The sequence below is a fragment of the Streptomyces sp. NPDC032822 genome (assembly GCF_055578825.1).
Window position 1 is genome coordinate 33,050 of sequence record NZ_JBVIOL010000037.1, and the last position, 13,783, is coordinate 46,832.

The 13,783-nt window shown below is 69.7% G+C and carries 11 protein-coding genes; 3 read left to right on the forward strand and 8 right to left on the reverse strand.

Annotation, left to right across the window (positions count from 1 at the left end):
* Positions 1 to 5: 5 nt before the first annotated feature.
* On the reverse strand, positions 6 to 974 hold the full coding sequence (locus tag ACZ5VD_RS42950) for an ABC transporter permease (RefSeq protein ID WP_468554515.1): 969 nt from the start codon (positions 972 to 974) through the stop codon (positions 6 to 8).
* 20 nt (positions 975 to 994) lie between these two features.
* Positions 995 to 2,584: an ABC transporter substrate-binding protein gene (locus tag ACZ5VD_RS42955; protein WP_468685916.1), complete on the reverse strand. Its 1,590-nt coding sequence runs from the start codon at positions 2,582 to 2,584 to the stop codon at positions 995 to 997.
* A gap of 174 nt (positions 2,585 to 2,758) precedes the next feature.
* Here ACZ5VD_RS42955 and ACZ5VD_RS42960 point away from each other — a divergent pair, with 174 nt between their 5' ends.
* From ACZ5VD_RS42960 to ACZ5VD_RS42970, 3 genes are all read left to right on the forward strand, one after another.
* The gene (locus tag ACZ5VD_RS42960; protein ID WP_468685917.1) at positions 2,759 to 3,871 is read left to right on the forward strand and encodes an ABC-2 transporter permease; all 1,113 of its coding nucleotides are present in this window, start codon (positions 2,759 to 2,761) and stop codon (positions 3,869 to 3,871) included.
* A gap of 572 nt (positions 3,872 to 4,443) precedes the next feature.
* On the forward strand, positions 4,444 to 6,231 hold the full coding sequence (locus tag ACZ5VD_RS42965; protein WP_468554493.1) for an acyl-CoA dehydrogenase family protein: 1,788 nt from the start codon (positions 4,444 to 4,446) through the stop codon (positions 6,229 to 6,231).
* 112 nt (positions 6,232 to 6,343) lie between these two features.
* The gene (locus ACZ5VD_RS42970; RefSeq protein ID WP_468554494.1) at positions 6,344 to 6,529 is read left to right on the forward strand and encodes a DUF1737 domain-containing protein; all 186 of its coding nucleotides are present in this window, start codon (positions 6,344 to 6,346) and stop codon (positions 6,527 to 6,529) included.
* 168 nt (positions 6,530 to 6,697) lie between these two features.
* Here ACZ5VD_RS42970 and ACZ5VD_RS42975 read toward each other — a convergent pair whose 3' ends face one another.
* The 6 genes from ACZ5VD_RS42975 to ACZ5VD_RS43000 all read right to left on the reverse strand — a co-directional run bounded on the left by ACZ5VD_RS42975 (position 6,698) and on the right by ACZ5VD_RS43000 (position 12,666).
* Positions 6,698 to 7,900 (reverse strand): acyl-CoA dehydrogenase family protein, encoded by a 1,203-nt coding sequence (locus ACZ5VD_RS42975; protein ID WP_468685919.1) that lies wholly within the window; start codon positions 7,898 to 7,900, stop codon positions 6,698 to 6,700.
* A gap of 1 nt (position 7,901) precedes the next feature.
* Positions 7,902 to 8,855, reverse strand: a complete 954-nt coding sequence (locus ACZ5VD_RS42980; protein ID WP_468685921.1) for a 3-hydroxyacyl-CoA dehydrogenase NAD-binding domain-containing protein — start codon at positions 8,853 to 8,855, stop codon at positions 7,902 to 7,904.
* Positions 8,852 to 9,598 carry an acetoacetate decarboxylase gene (locus ACZ5VD_RS42985; RefSeq protein WP_468554497.1) on the reverse strand — a complete coding sequence of 249 codons (747 nt, stop codon included), beginning with the start codon at positions 9,596 to 9,598 and terminating at the stop codon, positions 8,852 to 8,854. The genes ACZ5VD_RS42980 and ACZ5VD_RS42985 overlap by 4 nt, the downstream gene beginning before the upstream one ends.
* Position 9,599: 1 nt before the next feature.
* Positions 9,600 to 10,367 (reverse strand): crotonase/enoyl-CoA hydratase family protein, encoded by a 768-nt coding sequence (locus tag ACZ5VD_RS42990; RefSeq protein ID WP_468685922.1) that lies wholly within the window; start codon positions 10,365 to 10,367, stop codon positions 9,600 to 9,602.
* An 84-nt stretch (positions 10,368 to 10,451) separates the two neighbouring features.
* Positions 10,452 to 11,615 (reverse strand): CaiB/BaiF CoA transferase family protein, encoded by a 1,164-nt coding sequence (locus ACZ5VD_RS42995; protein WP_468554499.1) that lies wholly within the window; start codon positions 11,613 to 11,615, stop codon positions 10,452 to 10,454.
* Positions 11,616 to 11,763: 148 nt separating this feature from the next.
* A complete protein-coding gene (locus ACZ5VD_RS43000; protein WP_468685923.1) occupies positions 11,764 to 12,666 on the reverse strand; it encodes a LysR family transcriptional regulator in 903 nt (300 codons plus the stop codon).
* Positions 12,667 to 13,783 lie beyond the last annotated feature (1,117 nt).

The window sequence follows — 13,783 nt, forward strand, 5'->3', positions numbered from 1 at the left end:
GGGAGTCACATGTCACTGAACTTCACCCTCGGGTCGAAGAGTCCGTACAAGAGGTCCGCGAGCAGGTTGCCGACCAGCACGGCGGCGGTGGCGAGCGTGGTGAGGGCGGCGAGGAGCGGGAAGTCGACGGCGGTGGCCGCCTCCACCGTGGCCGCCGCGATGCCCGGCCAGCTGAAGACGCTCTCCACCAGCAGCGCCCCGGTGATGAGTTCGGGAACCCGCGAACCGATCAGGGTGAGAACCGGCAGGAGGCCGGAACGCAACGCGTGGCCCAGCACCACCGTGCGCTCGCTCAACCCCCGCGCCCGGGCGCCCCGCACCGGGTCCTCCGCCAGCGCGTCGCCCACCCCCTGCCGTACGTACAGGGCGAACCAGGGCAGTTGCGAGACGGCGAGCACGCCGGCCGGCAGCACGAGATGACTCGCGACCTGCCCGGCCGTCACCTGTTCGCTGGCCGTGTCCGTCAGGCCACCCGCCGGGAGCACACCCAGGTGAAGGGCGAACAGCCAGATGGCGAGCAGCGCGACCCAGAAGACCGGTGCCGCCTCCAGGCTGTAGGCGATCGACGTGACGGCCCGGTCGAGCCATCCGCCCGGGCGGCGGGCGGCGAGCACCCCGAGCACCGTCCCGACGAGCACGGCGACGGCGAACGCGACCGCGCACAACAGCGTGGACCACACCAGCCGCTCGCCGATCACCTGGGCGACCGGCTGGCGCATCACGCTGGACTCGCCCAGGTCACCGCCGAGCGCGGACGTCAGCCATCGCCACCAGCGCACGGCGAAGGGCTCGTCCACGCCGAGGTTGGAACGCAGCCGGTCCAGGGTCTCCTGGTCGGCGCCGAGGGCGGCGGTGCCCGCGTAGGCCCTGACCGGGTCGAAGGGGGAGGCGGCGGCGATGGCGAACACGCCGAAGGTGACGACGAGGAGGACGGGGACGGCGAACAGGGCCCGCCGTCCCGCCAGTCGTGCCACCGCCGCCCAGGGGAGTCGGGTCACTTCTTCGGCTGCCAGTCCTCGATGTTCCACCAGGGGCCGCTCGCGAAGCCGTGCTCGTGCGGCTCGACCTGGGTGGTCAGGCCGTCCCAGCGGTCGGCGAGCACGTAGAGGTGGTCGATGTGGGTGAGGAAGGTGTAGCCGGGGTCCTTCACCAGTTCGCGCTGGAGTGTGTCGTACGCCGTCTTGCGCGTGGCCTCGTCCTGGCCGCGGCGGCCGGTGTCCAGGGCTTCGTCCACGGCCGGGTTGTCGTAGCGGCCCATGTTGTTGAACCCGTCGCCGGCGAGGGTGGAGTGCAGCATCGTGTAGAGGCCGTAGTCGGGGTCGCCGGTGCTGCCGAAGCCGGCGAGGACCGCGGTGTTCTTCATCCGTGGCTCGATGACCTCCCAGGTGGCGCTCTCCACCGTCACGTCGATGCCGGCCTTCTTGGCGTCGGAGGCGTAGGCGAGGGCGTGGTCCTGGCGGACCTTGTCGCCCGAGGGGTAGAGCAGGGTGAAGGCCGCCTTCGTGCCGTCCTTGGCGCGGGTGCCGTCACCGGCGGCCTTCCAACCCGCCTTGTCCAGGGTCTGCTTGGCCTTGTCGAGGTTCTGGGAGCGTTCGATGCCCTGCGCGAACCAGGGGTCGTCGCCGGGCAGCGGCCCGTACGCGGGCCTCCCGGCCCCGTCGAGGATCTTGTCGACCATGGCCTCTCGGTCCACGGCCGCGTCGAGGGCCTGTCGGATCGCCCGGTCGCCGGTGACCTCGTTCTGCGTGGGGAGGGTGACGGTGCGGTAGTCGTAGGACTTCGCGTCGTACGTCTTCCTGTCGCCGTCGTTCTTGAAGGTGGCGGCGAGGTTGGGTGGGAGGATGGCGCCGTCGAGGTCACCGGCGCGGAGGCGGGTCGCGCGGACGTCGTCGTCCTCGACGACCGCCATGGTGAACTTCTTCACCTGCGGTGCGCCGCCCCAGTAGTCGGGGTTGGCCTCGAAGGTGAGCTTCTCGCCCTTGCTCCAGGCGGAGAGGACGTAGGGGCCGGTCCCGATCGGCTCGGTGTTGAAGGAGCCGGTGTTCGGGTCCTGATCGCCGGCGACGTGCTCGGGGACGATGGGCAGCACGGTCCGTCCGGCGAAGGGCGCGTACGGGTAGTCGAGCGTGAAGACGACCTTGTCGTCGCCGTCCGCCCGCACTTCCTTGATGGCGTCCAGCTCACTGCGGGAGCTGTTGTTGGTCTTCGCGTCCAGAATCGTCTCGTAGGTGAAGACGACGTCGGCCGAGGTCAGTGGCTCACCGTCGCTGAACTGCACGCCCTGGCGCAGGGTGTACGTGTAGGTGCGGCCGCCGTCCCCGACCTCGGGCAGCGCCTTCGCCAGCGCGGGTTCGAGTTCCAGGTCGGCGTCCCGGGCGAGCAGGCCGTCGAAGAGCTTGGAGTTGCCGTCCTTGCCGTAGCCGAGCAGCGGACTGAGCGTGTCCGGCTCGGACGCCACACCGATCACGACGGAGTCGGCGGACCCACCGCTGTCCGCACCGCCACCGGGCGCGGAGCACCCGAAGACCCCGGTGACGGCCACCGCGGCCGCGACGGCGGCACCTCGTATTCGACGGGTCGCCATGCGCCCCACACTCCTTACTGCAGACATGATGTTGTTGCATATTAATTGCAAGTAAGGAGACGTCGAGGCCACAGCCCTGCAAAGGACGATCACATCCCGACGGGCAGCCGTCAGTCTCACGCCGGTACCGGCGAGCGGAACCCTGGATTCATCCGGCTGTGCGATCATGCCGCCGTGAACGCACCCTCCCCCCGCTCCCCCGGCGAATCCCCCGCCGAACCCCTCTCGAAGACCGCCGGTTTCGCCGCCGAGTTCAAGGACGCCGTCACGCTCCGGGCCTTCGGGCTCGTGCTCGGCGGCCTGCTCGTCCAGCTCGCCTTCATCGTGTCCTACGTCGGCGCCTTCCACTCCCCCACTCCGCACCGGATCCCGGTGGCGGTCGCCGCTCCGCAGCAGGCGTCCGCGAAGATCGTGGCCCAGCTCAACTCCCTGGACGGCGACCCGGTCGAGGCCACGGCGGCGCCGAGCAGCGCCGCCGCCCGGCAGTGGGTCCTCACGAGGAAGACGGACGTCGCCTTCCTCTTCGATGCGACCGGCACCAAGGACACCCTCCTGGTCGCCTCGGCGGGTGGGCCGTCGGTGTCGCAGACCGCCACCCAGATCGCCCAGAAGATCGAGGCCGCGCAGAAGCGGCAGATCACCGTCACCGACATCCGCTCCCCCAACTCCGGGGACGGACGCGGCATGACGTCCTTCTACCTCGTGGTGGGCTGGGTGATCGGCGGCTACCTGACCGCGACGATCATGGGCATGATGGCGGGTTCCCGGCCCGCCAACCGGCACCGCACCCTGATCCGCCTCGGCGTCCTCGCGCTGTACGCGGCGGTGTCGGGGATCGCCGGAGCGGCCGTCGTGGGACCTCTGTTCGGCGCACTCGGCGGTCATTTCTGGGCCCTGAGCGGCATCGGCACCCTGATCGTCCTCGCCTCGGCGGCCACCGCGCTCGCCCTGCAGACCCTGCTGGGCCTGCTGGGCACCGGTGTGGTCATCCTGCTCTTCGTGGTGCTGGGCAACCCCAGCTCCGGCGGCGTCTACCCCGCGCCGCTGCTCCCCTCGTTCTGGAGCGCCATCGGACAGGCCCTGCCGCCGGGCGCCGGAACCACCCTGGTCCGCAACACCGTGTACTTCTCGGGCCACGCCACCACGCAGGCGTTCTGGGTGCTCGGCGCCTACGCGGTGGGCGGTGCGCTCCTGGCCTGGGCGGCGTCCTGGTGGCACGAACGGCGACATGCCGACACGACCGTCCCGGAACCCGAGCCGGCCCCCGAGGCGTCCCCCGCCGTCTGACTCGCGGCCCCCGCCCGGAAGCCCCAGACCCGGACTCCCGGACCGCCCCCCTTGAGTGAAGCCGCCGCGGTACCACCAGCCGCGGCGGCACATCGGCCACCGACACCAGCCGCCCGTCGGGGAACCCCGGCAGCGGCAGGCCTGCCTGTACCGTCGGCAGGTGTACGGCGTCGATCCCACCGTCGCCGATCGACCAACGGCCGTGGGAGTGGGCGCAGTCGAACGCGACCCGCCTGCCGGTCACCACCGGGGGCGGCTCAAGTCGCCCGGCGTGAACACACAGTGCCCCCGCTGTCGGCGCGGCAACAGGGTCGGCCGCAGCGGGCAGACCAGGATGACTCCGGTGAAGTGGGCGCCGCCATGCGGGCTTTCCCGGGCCTCGACCCGGCAGGGCCGGTGTGGAGCCCCCCCCTGCCGAGGCGGGGCGGAAAGCTTGCGACCTGCGACAGTAAACGTGCCGTTGAACGGGTAACTACCACCATACGGGGATTTCAATCGTGTGAATGATCATGCTGTGCTGAACGAGCGCTTCCGCTACGTTGCACGCTGTGATCACCTCTCAACTCCCCGGAATGTCAGCCCCGTTGGCCGAGACCGAACTGCAGCGTCTGCTCTTCGACGCCCAGGGTGCAACCCACCAGCCGTGGCAGCGCCTGTTCAGCACCGACGCGTTCGCCTTCCAGGAGGGGCTCACCCACCACGAGCGCATGGAACTCTCCTATCGGCGGCTCCGGCTGGTCAACGCGGCCGTGCCCGATGTGCGGGCCCTGGCCCGAGATCCCGCGGCCCTGAGCGCTGTCCACGAGTGGGCGGGGGTGGCGGACGCCGGCATGGCGACCATCCTCTCCATCCACTACAACCTCTTCATCGGCAGCCTCCTGGACCACGACCACGTGGGCCGGGACCTGGGCCCCTACCTGCGCATGGAACGGATCGGTGTCTTCCTGTGCACCGAACTGGACCACGGCAACGACGCACCGCAGCTGGAGACCACCGCGACCCTCGACGCCGACACGGGCGAGTTCGTGCTCACCACCCCGGCGCCGGGGGCCTGTAAGTGGATGCCCAACACGTCCACGACCGGCGGCCCGAAGGACGCCCTGGTGGCCGCCCGCCTGCTGATCGCCGACCAGGATCACGGTGTCTTCCTCTTCCTGACCCCGCTCACCGACGAACACGGACGCCATCTGCCGGGGGTGGAGGTACGGCACCTGCCGCAGACGGCCAGCAGCCCGGTCGACCACTGCGCCACGAGCTTCCACGGCCTCCGGCTGCCGCGCACGGCCCTCCTCCAGGGCGAGCACGGGCGCCTGGGCCCGGAGAACGAGCTGGTCTCAACCCTGGGCAGCGCCCGCAAACGGTTCCTGCGGTCCATCGGCCGCGTCACCATGGGCAAGATCTGCATGAGTGCCTACAGCCTGGGGACGATGCGGCACGCCGTGGCCGTGGCCGTGCAGTACGCCCACAGGCGGGTCACCTCGGGCATGACCGCCAGGCAACGCGTCCCCCTGTTCGCGCACCGCAGCCACCACACCCCGCTCCTTGGGGCATTGGCCACGACCTATGCCGCCACCCTGCTGCACCGCAGCGTCGTACGGCGACTGGGGCAGAAGGCGGATGGAGACCGCGAGGAGGCCGAGCGGCTGGCGGCCATCGCCAAGGGCTGGATCACCTGGCAGGCCCGGGACGTGATGACCGAGTGCCGGGAGCGGTGCGGTGCGCAGGGCCTGGCGCTGGCCAACGGAATCGCCGGGCAGCTTGCGGCCAACGAGGGCACCATCACCGCCGAGGGCGACAACACCGTCATCTGGGTCAAGAGCGCGGGAGAGATGCTGCTGGGCGGCTTCACACCGCGGCCGCCCAGCGAGGTCCCTCCCGAAACCCGGGCCCTGCACGATCCGCACCATCTGCTCGACCTGCTGGCGGACCTGGAGCGAATACGACACGAGCGGGCCCGCACCCGGTTGCGCGGCGGGCGGGCCGGCTCCCCCCTGGACCGGTGGAACGGGGCATCCAGCTCCGCTCTGGCCCTGGTCGACGCCCACGTCCACCGACTCGCCGCCGAGGCACTGCTGACGGCGGCCGGACAGACCACCGCCCCGCAGACCCGGTTCCTCCTGCATGAACTGCACACCCTGTTCGCCCTGCGCTACGTGGCCGCGCACAGCGGGGAACTGCTGGCAGAGGGACGGCTGACCGCCGATCAGGCCCGGCAGCTGCCCGACGCGGTGGAGGCCTCCATCAGCGCACTGCAGCCGCACGCTCTGACCCTCACCGACGCCTTCGCGGTGCCCGGTGAGCTGCTGGACCGCCACCCCATGCTCCAGAGCGACGCGCCGGGCAACGCCGTACCGGCATGACCGTCCTTCAGCCCCGGCCGGACCCGGCCGGGGCTGAAGGACGGCGCTGAGGGGCGGAGTTGACCGAGCCGAAGGCCACCGAGCGAGTCGCGAGTTTGAGATCCTTCTCCGTATGAGCACACCACCGGACGGGCTGCCCGTCTACCGAGTCCTGACCGGTCCGGACGACGCCGCGTTCTGCCAACGCGTGAGCGACATGCTCGGTCTCGGCTACACACTGCACCAAGGCCCCGCCGTCACCTTCAACGGTGAGAACGTCATCGTCGCCCAGGCGCTGGTCTGGCCGACACAGCCGTAACAACCCGTCAGGTGTGCGTATCCCGTGCGCCCTGAGGCGAGTTGCTCGAAGGGCTAGCCCGCGAGTCGGCGCTGCCGTGGGCCCACAGACGAAGAGAGCCGCCCCTCGCGTCGGATGCGAGGGGCGGCCCGGACGGCGAGCACCGGTGGTGCCAGGCGCTCGTGGGACTCACACGAAGGCGCTCTGCCCTGTGATCGACTTGCCGACGATCAGGGTGTTCATCTCCCGGGTGCCCTCGAAGGAGTAGATCGCCTCGGCGTCGGTGAAGAACCGCGCGATGTCGTAGTCCAGCACGATCCCGTTGCCGCCGAAGATCTCCCGGCTCCAGGCGACGACCTCCCGCATCCGCGAGGTGACGAACGCCTTGGCCAGCGAGGAGTGTTCGTCGCGGAAGATCCCGGCGTCCTGGAGCCGGGCGAGCTGGACCAGCATGCCCCAGGAGGCGGTGATGTTGCCCAGGCTCTTCACGAGCAGGTCCTGCACCATCTGGAAGCGGGCGATCGGGCGGCCGAACTGCTGGCGCTCCTTGGCGTAGTCCAGGGCGAGTTCGTAGGCGCCGGTCATCACTCCCAGCGCCTGCCAGGCGACCCCGCCGCGGGTGGCGCGCAGGATCTCGGCGACGTCGCGGAAGGAGTTGATGTTCTGGAGGCGGTCGGCCTCCGGTACCCGGACGTCGGTCAGGGTGATCTCGGCGTTCTCGACGATCCGGAAGGCGATCTTGCCTTCGATCTTCGTCGGTTCGAAGCCGGGTGTGCCCTTCTCCACGACGAAGCCCTTGACGTGGTTGTCGTCGACGTCCCGGGCCCAGACCACGACGTGGTCGGCGAAGGTCGCGTTGCCGATCCACTTCTTGGCGCCGTTGAGGATCCAGGTGTCGCCGTCGCGCCGGGCGGTGGTGCGCATGCCGCCCGCGACGTCAGAGCCTCCGAGCGGCTCGGTCATGGCGAACGCGCCGATCTTGTCCATCGCGGCCATCTCGGGCAGCCAGCGGTCGCGCTGCTCCTGGTCGCCACCGGAGTGGATCGAGTACATGGCGAGTCCGTTGTGGACGCCGAAGAACGTGGCGATCGAAGCGTCGGTGCGGCTCATCTCCATGGCCAGCATGCCGGTGAGCAGGTTGCTGACGGCGGGGCGGTGCTCGCCGTAGCCCTCGTAGGGAAGCCCGGCCAGGCCGCTCTCGCGGAAGATGGCGATCAGTTCCTTGGGGAAGGTGCCCTGGGCCCAGTTCTCGTTGACCAGCGGCTTGACCTCCTCACGCATGAGGGTACGGGCCTTGAGGAGGAGCTTGCGCTCCTCGTCGGGGAGCAGGGCCTCGTAGTCGTAGAAGTCCGAGATCAGTTGGTCTTCGAGCGATTCCGTGGTGGTGGTCATGTCAGTTCTCCTCCTTGTCGGGCGTGTCCGTGCCGTCCAGGGCGGACAGCACGGCCAGTTGCCTGCGGTCGCGCGTCTCGGTGAGTTCCGAGTACGTGGAGGAGCCGTAGGCCTTTTCCACGGCTTCGATGAGCCGTTCCTGTTCGTCCTCGGTCTGTGACGGGGTGCCGAGGCCCGCCCACATCCGCTTCATCGAGGCGCCGATGTGCTCGGCCATGTGCCGGTAGCCTCCGGGGCCGCCGCCGAGGTGGGAGCCGAGGAAGGGGCCGACCGTCGACCAGCGGATGCCGAGGGAGTTCGTCATGACCTTGTCGAGGTCCTCCGGGGTCACCACGCCCTGTTCGACGAGGTAGACCGCCTCGCGGCTGAGCGCGTTCTGCAGGCGGTTGCCGACGAATCCGGGGATCTCCTTGCGCTCGACGACCGGGGTGCGGCCGACGGAGGTGTAGAAGTCCACCGCGGCCTGGACGGCTTCCTCACAGGTGCGTTCGCCGGGGACGATCTCGACCAGCGGGATCAGGTGGGGCGGGTTGAACGGGTGGCCGATGAGGACCCGGCCGGCGTCCGGGAGGTCCGCGGTGAACGCGGTCGACGGGATCGCCGACGACGAGCTGAGCAGCAGGGCGTGCGGCGGGGCCTCGCGGACCAGGGTGGCGAACAGGTCTTTCTTGAACTCGACGCGCTCCGGGCCGTTCTCCTGGACGACATCCGCGTCCCGGACGGCCTCGGTCACGTCGGCCGCGATGTGGACCCGGTCCGCCAGGCCCTCGACCTCCAGGCCACGGGCCGCGAGGTGCGGGGTGAACTCGGCCAGGGCCGTGGCGACGGCCTCGTCGAGGTCGGGCCGAGGATCGCTCACCCGGACGGTCAGCCCGTGGCCGGCGAACAGCGCCGCCCAGGACAGTCCGATGGTGCCGGCTCCGATCACCGCGGCGTTGTGGAACTCCCGTGTCATGACGCCCTTCCCTCCAGGTAGTCGTAGACCGGCTCGACTCCGGCGAGCGTCAGGTCGGTGAGGATGTGACTCGCCGAGACGACCTCTCGTACGGGCAGGTCGGCGAGCGGGGCGAGGGCGTGCTGGAAGAGCTGGAGCCTCGCGGGGCCGGTGTAGGCCCACTTGACCGTGATGTCGGTGATCTCGGTGCGGACGAGTTCCTGGACGCGCGGCGAACCGTCGTAGCCCGGGATCGTCTTGAGCATGAAGGTCGGCACGGTGATCTGGGCCTCGGCCTCGCGCGGGTCGAGTTCGTGGTGCTTGTAGCCCATGGTCGCGGTGGCGACCCGCAGCGTGCCGTGGTCCAGGGACCCGACCAGCACGCCGTGGTCGACGTAGAGGCTGGGCGCGCCGACCGTCTTGGGGTAGGCGCCGACCTCGCGCCCGGACGCGGTCGCCGGGAAGTTGTCGAGGTACATGGCGTGCAGGTACTCGCCCCGCTCGCCGTCCAGGCTGACCTGGATGGCCTGGCCCGACTCGGTGTAGGGGCCGTATCCGCTGACGTCGCCCATCTTCATGACCTCGAACCGGACCAACGGCTCGTCGATCCGCAGGGGTTCGGGGACGACGGCTCGAAGGGCGTCGGCGTCGGTGCGGTAGACGATGTTGAGGTATTCGCGGTCGGTGAACCTCGGGACCACCGGTGCGAACGCCGGACCGGTCAGCGGGGTGGTCACGTGCCGCCGGACTTCTTCGATCCTCATGTCACTTGCCCGCCCACTGCGGAGTCCGGCGCTCGGCGAAGGCGGTCATGCCCTCGCGGACGTCGGCCGAGGCCATCAGGTCGTCCATCGCTTCGCGCTGTACGGAGAAGGCTTCGGGCTCGGGCACCCCGTCGGCGGCACGCACGATCCTCTTGACCGCGGCCAGGGCGAGTGGGGCGTTCAGCGCGAGTCGCTCGGCGAGTTGCAGGGCCACGGCGGTGGTCTCGCCGGTGGCGGTGACCCGGTTGACCAGGCCCAGGTCGCCGGCTCGGCGCCCGGTGACCGGTTCGCCGGTCAGCAGGAACTCCATCGCCAGGTGGTACGGGATCCGCTTCGGCAGCCGGATCACGCCGCCGCCCGCGGCGATCAGACCGCGCTTGACCTCGGGCAGGCCGAACTGCGCGTCCTCGGCCGCGACGATCAGATCGCAGCCCAGGGCGAGTTCGAACCCGCCGCCCATGGCCCAGCCCTCGACGGCGGCGATCAGCGGCTTCGTCGGTTCGGCCTCGGTCAGGCCGCCGAACCCCCGGCCCTCGATCTCGGGCGACTCGCCCCGCAGGGCGGCCTTGAGGTCCATACCGGCGCTGAAGGTGCCCTCCGCCCCGGTCAGCACCCCTGCCCGAAGGTCGGGGTCGGCTTCCAGTTCGTCGAGCGCGGCGGCCAGGCCGGCGGCGACCGCGGCGTTCACGGCGTTGCGCGCCTGCGGGCGGTCGATGGTGATCAGCAGGGTCGAGCCGATCCGTTCCCTGCGTACTTCGGTGGTGCTCATGACGTTCTTCTTTCTGATTCTCTCTGTCCGCTGCCTACGGCGTCCGCCCGCACGGCACGGTCACGGGGGCGACGGCGGCGGGGCTCAGCGGCCGGCGAGTTCGGCGAGGACGTCCGCGGTGTCCTGGCCGGGGACCGGGGCCAGACGGCGGATCGAGCCGGGCGTGGCGGAGAACTTCACCGGGATGCCGACGGTGCGGATGGCCCCCTCGGTGGGGTGCTCGACGGTGTCGAGCAGATGGCCGTCGCGGACGTACGTGTCCTCGTGCGCGCGGTCGAGCTCCAGGACGGGTGCCATCGGGATGCTGTGCTTGGAGCACACCTCGGCCCACTGGGCGGTCGTCAGCGCCGGGGCGCACTCACCGATCAGCGCGGCCAGCGCCTCGTGGTCGGCGCTGTCGACGGCCTTGCCGTTGACGCGCGGGTCCGCGACCAGGTCGGGGCGGCCGGCGGCGGCGAAGAAGTCGCGGAAGTTCTGCGGGTTGTAGGGAATCACGCAGGCGAGGCCGTCCTGGGTACGGACCGCGCGGTGCCCCTTCGTCATCGACAGCGGGAAACCGGTGGTGCCCTGGGTGGGCTCGTACACGTGCCCGGACAGGTGCTCGACCAGGTTGAAGGCGATGAGGGTGTCCGTCATCGGGATCTCGATCCGCTGGCCCTGCCCGGTCCTGCCGCGGTGCACCAGCGCGGCGAGCACGCTGTAGGCGATGGTCAGCGAGGAGACCTTGTCGCCGAGGATGGTCGGCAGGTAGACCGGTTCGCCCAGCGCGCGGTTGGCGATGTCGACGAGGCCGGAGGATGCCTGCACGGTCTCGTCGTAGGCGGCGTCGCCGCGGCGGTCGGAGTCGCTGCGGAAGCCCTGGGCGTGTGCGTAGACCAGGCCCGGGTTGCGCTGCGCGACGTCCTCGTAGGTCAGGCCCAGCCGGCCCAGCGCGTCCGGGCGCATGTTGGTGACGAGCACATCCGCGGTGTCGATCAGGTCGAGGGCCTGGGCACGCTCGGCGGCGTCCTTGAGGTTGAGCGACACGCTGCGCTTGTTGCGGTTGACGTTGAGGCTCAGCGGGGTCATGCCGGGTGTGGTGCGGTACTGGCCGACGCGCACGGTGTCGGCGGGGGACTCGATCTTGATCACGTCCGCGCCCAGGTCCCCGAGGATCTGGGCCGCGTACGGGCCCATCACCACGGTGGAGAGGTCGATCACGCGTATACCGTCCAGCGGACCGGTCGCGGCTGTCTCGGTGGTGTCCATCGCTGTTCTTCCTTTCGCGCCCTGCTTCGTTGCTCTGACATCGAAGTTAGTGACACGGGAGGAAAAACGGAATGATCTTGTTGCGAACAGCGGTATGACCACAGCGATAACACCGATGTCGCATACACCGATGCCATACGCACCGATGTCACATGCTCAGGGATTCACCGAAGATCTCGCGCGCGGTGCCGACCAGCTCGTCCAGGTCACCGCCGTCCGCGCGCTCACGTTGCCAGAGCAGGGCCGTTTCGAGAGAGGGATGAAAATCCGTGAACGGCAGGATGGTCACATTCTCCACCCGATATCCCTGCATGGGACTTCTGTCGTCGAGCATGGAAACAGAGAACGCGAGTCCGGAGGACACTATTTCCGGGGCGCCGCCGAATCCCGTGTTGGAGAGCTTGATACGCTTTTTCACTCCCAGTTCGGACAACCGACGGTCGAGCTGGTCGAAATACGCGGGAGTGATCTCCGCGGGAGAGGCGACATAAGGGAGGTCGGTCAGCTCCGCCAGCGCGAGGGAGTCCCGCCCGGCGAACCGGTCCGTCGGCACGACCGCGCCGAGCCGCTCCGACATCACCGTCAACTGCTCCAGCGCCGGGTCCGCGACCGGGAGCCTGGCCAGCGCCAGAGCGAGCCGGCCGTCGCGCACCGCGGTGACGAGATCGGCGGTGGCGCCCGGCCAGCGCTTGAGCTCGAACCGCTCACCGACCCGCTCGGCGAGGGTGTTCACCCGCTCGCGCAGGTCCGGATGGACCCCGGCAGGCATGCCGATGAACACGGTGCTGCGCTGCGGTCGCGTCGCCTCGCGCAGCCGCCACGGGATGGCGTTGACCTGCTCCAGGACGTCGCGTGCGATGGGCAGCAGCGCGGCGCCGGCCGGGGTGAGCCTGACGTGGTGGGTACTGCGGTCGAACAGCCGATGCCCGATCTCCTGTTCAAGATCCTTGATCCGCTGACTCAACGGGGGCGTCGACATGTGCAGTCTGCGCGCTGCGGCGGTGAAATTCAGTTCTTCGGCAACGGCAACGAAATATCGCAAATGCAGCATCTCCACCGGGCCAACCCTATCCACCGCGAGCGAGCCGAGATCGCCCGGGCTCCGCCCTGCGCGCGGGCGCCGGCCCTGAGCGCGTAGCCCTGGGCGAGGTCGGTGCGGAACCGCTCCGGGTCGTCGGCGCCGATCCAGCCGTGGGCGACGGGTCGAGGTCGAGGTCGAAATTACGGCCGTGACGTCCTCGACCACGTGGGCCTGGCCGGTGTGAGGACGGGGAGATGGCTTCCAGGGCGTTGCGACCGAACATCCCGTGCGGGGCCGATTCGAGACGTACCGCTCGGCCCGGGGACCGGCCGCGAACAGCTTGCGGTGCGTGCGGGTGCTGTCCGAGACCACGCAGTCGCGGGTGCCGCTGAACAGAATCCTGGGCGGCCATGTGGGATCTCAGACTGGCTGGTCAGCCTGTTCACTCGTTGGAGTGAGTCCGTCATAAGGCCGACTCTCCATGGACAGCCTCTTGGTGCCGCGGCCTTTTGCCACTGGGCCGTGCTGGGGGAACGCATGAGCCGGCCGCCGTAACGCTCAGTCTTCGTCGTCGCGATGGCGAAGCTCTTGAGGAACAGGCCTGGGGGCCACTTCGCTTGATCTGCTGCGCTCGGCTGCGCCGTGGCGAACGTTCCGATGACACAGAGGACAGAGCACTACTCCGGCCGGGTGTTGCTTGACCCGGCTGAAGGAGTGCTCGACAGCGGAGGGGCCGGTGGGCGGCGGAGGGTAACCATGAGCACGGCGACGGCCACAAGCAGCGCGCCCAGGCCCGCGCCCACCGCACCGAGCATTCTGACGATGTCCCACGCCGTATTCTCCACCGGGCGACAGCCCGGGTCGCACACCCACGGACGGGCACCGTCTGTCCGCGCGGCCGCGAGAGCGGACAGGCCCAGCAGCAACAGGGCGATGCCGGACCAGAACATTATTCGGGCGGCTGCCTCGTACCGTCGCGAGCGAGTGTCGACCATGCCAGCCACGGTCCCACCCCGGAGAGCGGGTCAGCAATGGTGCGGATCAAAGAAGACTGTCGGCGACGGGTGAATCGTGACCCTCTGACGGCGGATCAAAACTGACCCACTTCGTGGTCTTCTGACCAACCTGATCTTGATCGAAGGTCAGG

Bases quoted from the DNA above. Each gene is read 5' to 3' on its own strand.
- ACZ5VD_RS42985 (WP_468554497.1), bottom strand. From the start codon at position 9,598: ATGAGGATCGAAGAAGTCCGGCGGCACGTGACCACCCCGCTGACCGGT.
- ACZ5VD_RS42965 (WP_468554493.1), top strand. From the start codon at position 4,444: ATGTCAGCCCCGTTGGCCGAGACCGAACTGCAGCGTCTGCTCTTCGAC.
- ACZ5VD_RS42990 (WP_468685922.1), bottom strand. From the start codon at position 10,367: ATGAGCACCACCGAAGTACGCAGGGAACGGATCGGCTCGACCCTGCTG.
- ACZ5VD_RS42975 (WP_468685919.1), bottom strand. From the start codon at position 7,900: ATGACCACCACCACGGAATCGCTCGAAGACCAACTGATCTCGGACTTC.
- ACZ5VD_RS43000 (WP_468685923.1), bottom strand. From the start codon at position 12,666: ATGCTGCATTTGCGATATTTCGTTGCCGTTGCCGAAGAACTGAATTTC.
- ACZ5VD_RS42980 (WP_468685921.1), bottom strand. From the start codon at position 8,855: ATGACACGGGAGTTCCACAACGCCGCGGTGATCGGAGCCGGCACCATC.
- ACZ5VD_RS42955 (WP_468685916.1), bottom strand. From the start codon at position 2,584: ATGGCGACCCGTCGAATACGAGGTGCCGCCGTCGCGGCCGCGGTGGCC.
- ACZ5VD_RS42970 (WP_468554494.1), top strand. From the start codon at position 6,344: ATGAGCACACCACCGGACGGGCTGCCCGTCTACCGAGTCCTGACCGGT.
- ACZ5VD_RS42995 (WP_468554499.1), bottom strand. From the start codon at position 11,615: ATGGACACCACCGAGACAGCCGCGACCGGTCCGCTGGACGGTATACGC.